This window comes from Candidatus Zixiibacteriota bacterium (assembly GCA_034439475.1).
Lineage (GTDB): Bacteria > Zixibacteria > MSB-5A5 > GN15 > FEB-12 > JAWXAN01.
In genome coordinates this window covers 1-6,879 of record JAWXAN010000072.1, presented here as the reverse complement: position 1 = coordinate 6,879, position 6,879 = coordinate 1, and the positions used below count along the sequence as shown (strand labels likewise).

Here is a 6,879-nt window from a genome sequence, read left to right as displayed (position 1 = left end):
CTTGGCTATATCGTTGCGTGAGCAAGGATATAGGGGTGACCTGACGGTCAATTGGTACGGGGCAGGGGCGCCCCGCCACAAAGATGAACTGAGATTGCCACGTCACTACTCTCCCCGCAATGACATTGTTGGGAGTGTCGGCTTAGATATCAGGTGACCCACTGCCGACATTCTTCGGGGTGGTGGGTTCTTTTGATGTCATGAAAGTGAATGGCGGGTTCTTTTTTGTTGATTCACTGCCAATAACTGTTCATCTTAATTTATGGCAAGAATACAGAAACCCCCAGCAGGACGACTCATTGTCGCTGTCATACATGCCCATATCGATGCCTGCGCCGATGCCCTCAATGTACTCGAAAAGCAGTTCGGCCGGATTCAGGCCGAAACAACAGATCTGCCCTGCACGAATATCGATCAGTACGCCGAGGAGATGGGGGATAGCCTTGTCCGCCGTTTTTTTGCCTTCGAGCGTCCCATAGATAGAGACCGCCTGCCCGAGATAAAATCAATATGCCATAAAATTGAATCGCAATTTGGCGATGCGGTCGATGACTACACCTTTCGCACCGTCAATCTCGATCCGGGCATAGTCACCCCAGACAATGTTGTAATGGTTTCCCATCGTGAATACAACCACCGTATCTATCTGACAAACGGCGTATTTGCCGAGCTTGTGTTGGTCTGGTCAAAGAATGGATTTGCAAGAATGCCTTGGACGCCCGCGGATTTTTATCATGATGAGTCAATCGACTTTTTCCTGCGTATCCGCGAGTCGTTTGATAAGCCTAAACGGCTCGAGCCGAGCCGCACGTAGTATCCGAGCCTCTGTATTTATTCCCACGATTCAATCCCTCAGAAATCTCAGCGTTGCCATCATTTTTAGCTTTATTTTCGAGCGTCCCACTGACTTATTCCACAAGCCGTTATTGGGAGACATTTCCCATTGCGGTTTGACAGAAACAGGAACAAAGATCGTCATTCACTAATTAAAGGAACGACATGGATAAGTTTGTCATAAAAGGCCCGGCCAAGATTCAAGGAAAGATAACTGTCGACGGGTCAAAAAATGCCGCCCTGCCCATAATCGCAGGCACACTTCTCATTCAAAACGGGACATCAATCATTCGTAATGTCCCGCCCCTTCGGGATATCTTTACCATGATAGAGATGCTTCGCTTTGTCGGGGCAAAAGTCGAGTATGATGTCCCGCAACAGGTAGTGACGGTCAATGCAAAAACAATCACGGAAAGCACGGCGCCGTATGAGCTGATGCGTCAGATGCGCGCCTCCTTTTTGGTGCTCGGGCCACTCCTTTCACGTCTCGGCGAGGCCAAGATTTCCCTTCCCGGCGGTTGTTCACTGGGCGCAAGACCGGTGGATTATCATATAAAGGGATTTGCTGCGCTTGGGGCAAAAATATCCGAGCAGGCCGGCTATGTCATTGCTTCGGGCAAACCATTGAAGGGGGGCGAGATTTATTTTGATAAACCTTCTCATACCGGAACTGAAAATATTCTCTTCGGGGCGGTTTTCGCCAAGAACAAGACAATTATCACCAATGCCGCCTGTGATCCTGAAATAGCTGATGTCGCCAATTTTCTTATCCAAGCCGGTGCTAAAATTTCCGGAGTCGGCACACCGACAATTACCGTGGAACCGGTGAAAAAGCTGAAAGCGGTCGACCATACCGTTTCGGGAGACCGGCTTGTGGCGGGAACCTATCTCATTGCATCGGCAATGACAGGCGGTAAAATAGACGTCAAAGGGATTCCACCCGAAGACTTAACCATGGTGATTCATAAACTGCGGGAGATGGGCTGCACGTTGACACTTCGCAAGAACGGGTTGTCGCTGACATCGCCAAAAAAGCTCTCGGCGGTGAATGTGACAACTTTCCCCTTTCCCGGCTTTCCGACCGATTTGCAGGCCTGTATAATGTCCGCAACCTGCCTTGCATCGGGAACTTCCCATATACGGGAGACTGTTTTTACAGATAGATTTTCGCACACAATGGAACTGCGGCGTTTAGGAGCGGATATTAACATTTCAAGCGATGAGGCCATTATTAACGGCGTCAATTCTCTCTCCGGGGCAGAAGTCATGTCGCCCGACATTCGGGCCGGGGCCGGTCTTCTTCTTGCCTGTCTTGCGGCAAAAGGCAAATCCGAGCTTATGCGCGTCTACCATATTGACCGAGGCTACTACCAGTTAGAAGAAAAGTTAGCGGGGCTTGGTGCCGATATAGTAAGAGCTAAGGCCTGAAACAACTTGTATAAGATATTCAGGGGAAAACCCTGTATTTGACGGACATAAAAAAATGGCCCTAAACAATTAGACGTTGGGCGTAATCGAAACGTCGTATGATAAGGATGAAAAAACACTTATGAAACTGCTCATCGCTGCGTTTTTGACTGTTCTTTTTGTGGCAGGAGCCGCTTCCTCCCAGGAAACATCATTTGGCAAAAACAAAGTCCAATATAGGGACTTTGACTGGAAATATATCCAGAGCCGGCACTTTGATATTTATTTCTATGACCATTCCTATCCCACGGCAAAGTTCACCGCCGACGTTATGGAATCGGCGTACGTTGAGATAGCCGGAGAACTTGAATACAAAATACAAAAACGAGTTCCGGTCTTTATTTATAATTCTCACAATGACTTCCAGCAGACAAATATAACATCGAGCCTTCTGCCTGAAGGTGTGGGTGGTTTCACCGAAGCATTCAAAAATCGCATTGTCATTCCATTCACTGGTTCATACGAAGATATGCGCCATGTCCTGCACCACGAATTGACCCATGCCGTCGTCTACGATATGCTCTTTGGCAACTCGCTTTCGACCTTGTTGTCCCGACAGCGGTTTTTTGATCTGCCGCTCTGGTATGCCGAAGGATATGCCGAGTACTCATCCCGGCGCGGATGGGATTACTTTGCCGATATGGTGGTGCGCGATGCCACAATCAATAACTATCTGGCTCCGCCAATGTACCTTGGCGGATACCTGGCTTACAAACAAGGTCAGGCGATGGTAAAGTTCATCGCAGACAAATACGGCGAGGACAAGCTCGGTGAGATTTTACAAAAAGGAAAAATCCATCTCACAATGAACAAGGCGCTCAAAAGCACCCTTGGCATCAGCGAAGAAGATTTATTCAAAGAATTTTCCAAAGAAATGAAGCGTCGCTACTGGCCCGAGATTGCGGTGAGAAAAGAAGCCGATGAGATCGGCAAGCAGTTGACTAAAGCCCGCAAAGACGGCTCTTATTTCAATGAGAAGCCGGTCTTCTCACCTGAGGGAGACCGAATTGCCATTTTTACCGATAAATCGGACTATACCGAAATCGTTCTGATTTCTGCGGTCGACGGAAAAGTTATAGACAAGCTAACATCCTCGGAGCGCTCGGCCGATCTCGAATCTCTGCATTCGTACGTATCAGGAATGTCCTTCTCACCGGACGGCCGTGATATTGTCTTTGTAGCCAAAGCAAAAGGTCAGGACGGGCTGTATTTTTTAAATGTCAAAAAAGGCAAAATCTACAAGAAGAAACGATTCGATTTTCATAATATCCTTTCCCCTTCGTGGTCGCCCGATGGCACAATGGTCGCCTTTTCCGCGCTCAAAGAATACAAACGCGACCTCTTCATCTATCACATCGAAAGTGATGAAATCGAGCAGGTCACCGATGACCGATTCGACGACCTTGACCCAAGCTGGATGCCTGAGAATAACGAACTTGTCTTCTCCTCCGATCGCCCGCATCCTCAAACGCAGGTCATGGACGGAATTGGGCAGCCGTATGTCCAGCATGCCGGTTCGTTTATGCCGGGTGAGTTTCAATACGGCAATTTCAATATATTCAAAGTTGAGCGGGCGGGACTTGGAGTCAGCCCCATCGATGTCGGACCTGGCACAAATAAGAATCCGTCGGTCTCACCGAACGGTAAACGCATCGCCTTTATTTCCAATCGAAATGGGATAGATAATATTTATATCGGCTCTGTCGATTCAAACCGAAATTATGCGGTAACAGATATTTTGACTGGTGTGCAGGATGTCAGCTGGGCGCCCGATGGCGAGCAGTTGGCCTTCTCTGCATTCTTCAATGGCGCTTTTGATATTTTTATTTTGAAACAACTGCTCCCGGCCGGACAGAACGGCGTGCTGGCTTCGACCGATTTCGCGCTTGGTAAATATAACCTGCTCGGCGATTCATTGAAAGCAGTTGCGGCGCTGGAGAAAGCAAAGCGCGATAGTGTCCGCATTGCCACGCAATACGGCGACAGCGTATTTTCCGGAGATACAATAGCCATCGCCCAGGATTCGCTTTCTGACACAACAGAAATCGCCCAGAGCACGCCTGACACCACAAACTCGACCGGCACAACCGACACAACTCAATCAGTGGTTGCCACGGTTCCCGACAGCGCGAGCGACACGACCGGCATATATGATGAAGATTATGTTTATGTCAGCAAGACAAGCGGCGATCGGCTTGATTCGCTTATGCGAAAGATGCCGAGCGAAGACAGCGACTCATCGAGCGGGCCGCTGACCGAACCGGCGGCCTTCGATTCCATACCTTCGCGCCTGTCGACAGGTGAATATGAGATCCATGAATACAAAGTCCGTTTCACCCCTGATTTTGTCGGCGGAGGCTTGGGCTATGACACCTTCTTCGGGTTACGCGGCCAATCCTATTTTGTCTTTTCAGATTATCTTGGAAATCATCAGATCTACCTTGCGACTGATTTGGTCAACACCATCGACCAGTCCTATATACAGGCGTTCTATTTCAACAATAAGAAACGAGTTAACTTCGGAGGCGGATTTTTTCACTCCAAAAATTTCTATGTCGACAATCAAGACTTTCTCTTTTCAGACAGATTTTATGGCGTGTCGTTTTTCGCAAGCCGCCCTTCGTCTATATTCAGCCGGTATGAGTTTACCTTCTCGCAATTTTTTATTGACCGGAAGTTTTATGACCGCAACCTCGGCGACAACAGACAGAACGGGAGCTCGGAAATATCGACCGGACGTCTCAGCTATGTTTTCGACAATGTCCTCTGGGGATTCACCGGGCCGGTCAACGGAAAACGAGCTCGCATTTCTCTTGAGACAGGCATTAATCTTTTTGACAACAACGATCTTCAATTCTATGCTGGACAGCTTGATTATCGGAAGTACTGGCATATCAAAAAAACAGCCTCGATGGCCTTCCGTATCTCAGGCGGGGCGTCGGAAGGGGATACACCCAAACAATATTATCTGGGGGGTACGACAAATTGGATTGGATCGAGGAACTTTGATTCGGACGTCTATGAGGTTAGAAATCTCTACTTCTCGGAAATCGTCACACCCTTACGAGGTGTGCCATACTATGAATTGTCCGGCGACCGCTTCGGGTTGGTAAATTGGGAATTGCGTTTTCCGTTTGTTCAATATTTTGCGCTCAGGTTCCCACTTCCGCTTGTCTTATCCAACATCGCCGGGGTACTCTTCACAGACATGGGCGCGGCCTGGTTCGGCAATAATTTCAAAGGCGGCACACGTCAAAACGGCTCAAGCCGGCTTGTGGATATAAAGACTGGATTTGGCACAGGTGTGCGGGTGAATCTTTTTGGTTTTGCGCTTTTGCGGTATGATCTGGCCTGGTCGACAGATTTCGCTGATGTTTCTAAAAAACCCAGACACTATTTCTCATTCGGTGCAGATTTTTAGAGGCGGGCATCCCGGCTGTTGCGAACAGACTTCGGATGAGTCGTTGCGAGGAGCGACTTCTTAGGAGTGACGTGGCAATCTCAGTTCTCCCCATACTGTCATTCCAGTCCGCCGAAGGCGGAGAATCCATCTTTTCTGATATTTGGTAGGTCAGTCCGCCGCGGCGGACTGACGTCCGATATTCGCCAAGATAAAGATCACACACTCCCGACGAATGTCGGGAGTGTGGTACAAGATATAAGCAGTCATTCCGCAGTACGTCGTTGCGAGGAGTGTCGGGCGAGGGATAGCATCCCCAGCATGGGGCGCCCGACACCACACTATACTCAGTTCGTCCTGCTACCATAATCCCCCTTGACATATCCCCAAAATCGTTTACCTTTCTGCAGATAGTCGCACACACGCGCTGTTAAATCTTTGAGAGAGATCGAGGGAAATCTATGAATCGTATTCTAATGCTAACATCACTTCTTCTATACGGCTTGCTCCCGAGTTCTTCGACTGCCTTTGAACCCCTTTTTGACACCCGCATAGACTATCAAGTGGGAAGCTCTCCTTATTCAGTTACTTCCGCCGACTTTGACGGGGACGGGAAACCTGATCTGGCGGTCGCAAACGAGTTTTCCAACACTGTCTCGATCCTGAAAAACAACGGCAACGGGACCTTTGCGGCAGCGGTCAATTACGAGGTGGGGAGTGGTCCTTGGTCAGTTACTTCCGCCGATTTTGACGGTGACGGGAAACCTGATCTGGCGGTCGCGAACTGGGGTTCGAACACTGTCTCGATTTTGAAAAACAACGGCAACGGGACCTTTGCGGCAGCGGTCAGTTACGGGGTGGGGGATCGTCCTACTTCAGTTACTTCCGCCGACTTTGACGGTGACGGGAAACCTGATCTGGCAACCGCGAATTCCTCTTTGTTCGGAAGTGTCTCGATCCTGAAAAACAGCGGCGACGGGTCCTTTGCGTCAGCGGTGAATTACGGGGTGGGGAGCGAACCCCAGTCAGTTACTTCCGCCGACTTTGACGGGGACGGGAAACCTGATCTGGCCGTCGCGAATTATTCTTCCAACAGTGTCTCGATTTTGAAAAACAACGGCAACGGGACCTTTGCGGCAGCGGTGAATTACGGGGTGGGGGTTTATCCTTATTCAATT

General features: G+C 49.2%; 4 protein-coding genes. All 4 read left to right on the top strand.

Annotated elements, in window-relative coordinates; genetic code table 11:
- The first annotated feature begins 262 nt into the window (after window positions 1–262).
- Window positions 263–814: a DUF4416 family protein gene (locus tag SGI97_10295; protein ID MDZ4724277.1), complete on the top strand. Its 552-nt coding sequence runs from the start codon at window positions 263–265 to the stop codon at window positions 812–814.
- A 185-nt stretch (window positions 815–999) separates the two neighbouring features.
- On the top strand, window positions 1,000–2,262 hold the full coding sequence (gene murA, locus SGI97_10290; protein MDZ4724276.1) for a UDP-N-acetylglucosamine 1-carboxyvinyltransferase: 1,263 nt from the start codon (window positions 1,000–1,002) through the stop codon (window positions 2,260–2,262).
- A gap of 121 nt (window positions 2,263–2,383) precedes the next feature.
- Window positions 2,384–5,722, top strand: coding sequence for a hypothetical protein (locus SGI97_10285; GenBank protein MDZ4724275.1), 3,339 nt, complete (start codon window positions 2,384–2,386; stop codon window positions 5,720–5,722).
- A gap of 440 nt (window positions 5,723–6,162) precedes the next feature.
- A partial coding sequence (locus tag SGI97_10280; protein ID MDZ4724274.1) for a VCBS repeat-containing protein occupies window positions 6,163–6,879 on the top strand: 717 nt, incomplete at its 3' end.

Excerpts from the sequence above, each read along its gene's own strand:
- murA (MDZ4724276.1), top strand. The coding sequence starts at position 1,000 with ATGGATAAGTTTGTCATAAAAGGCCCGGCCAAGATTCAAGGAAAGATA.
- SGI97_10295 (MDZ4724277.1), top strand. The coding sequence starts at position 263 with ATGGCAAGAATACAGAAACCCCCAGCAGGACGACTCATTGTCGCTGTC.
- SGI97_10285 (MDZ4724275.1), top strand. The coding sequence starts at position 2,384 with ATGAAACTGCTCATCGCTGCGTTTTTGACTGTTCTTTTTGTGGCAGGA.